We start from the raw sequence: 325 nt of genomic DNA on the forward strand, positions 1-325 counted from the left end.
AAACGTTGGTGGAAATGCCTAAAAATCGCCGATACAAAACATCATTAGAATTGGTATATTTACGTCGTGATAAAACCAAATCTATATATTATTGCTGGATGTAATGGCGCTGGTAAAACCACAGCTTCATTCACAATACTTCCCGAAATTCTCGATTGCAAAGAATTTGTAAATGCAGACGAAATTGCAAAAGGCCTGTCGCCTTTCCAACCAGAAAAGGTTGCTTTCGAAGCTGGAAGAATTATGCTCCAGCGCGTCGATCATTTGTTATTGGAAAAACAGAATTTTGCTTTCGAGACGACTTTGGCAACCAAAAGCTATCGGG

Annotated in this window: 1 pseudogene; it reads left to right on the top strand. The window is 39.4% G+C overall.

Features of this window, described 5'->3' with window-relative positions:
- Window positions 1-66: 66 nt before the first annotated feature.
- Window positions 67-325 (top strand): annotated as a pseudogene (locus G6047_RS00155) (zeta toxin); the annotation flags it as partial.

It is taken from the genome of Flavobacterium silvaticum, from assembly GCF_012911565.1.
Lineage (GTDB): Bacteria > Bacteroidota > Bacteroidia > Flavobacteriales > Flavobacteriaceae > Flavobacterium > Flavobacterium silvaticum.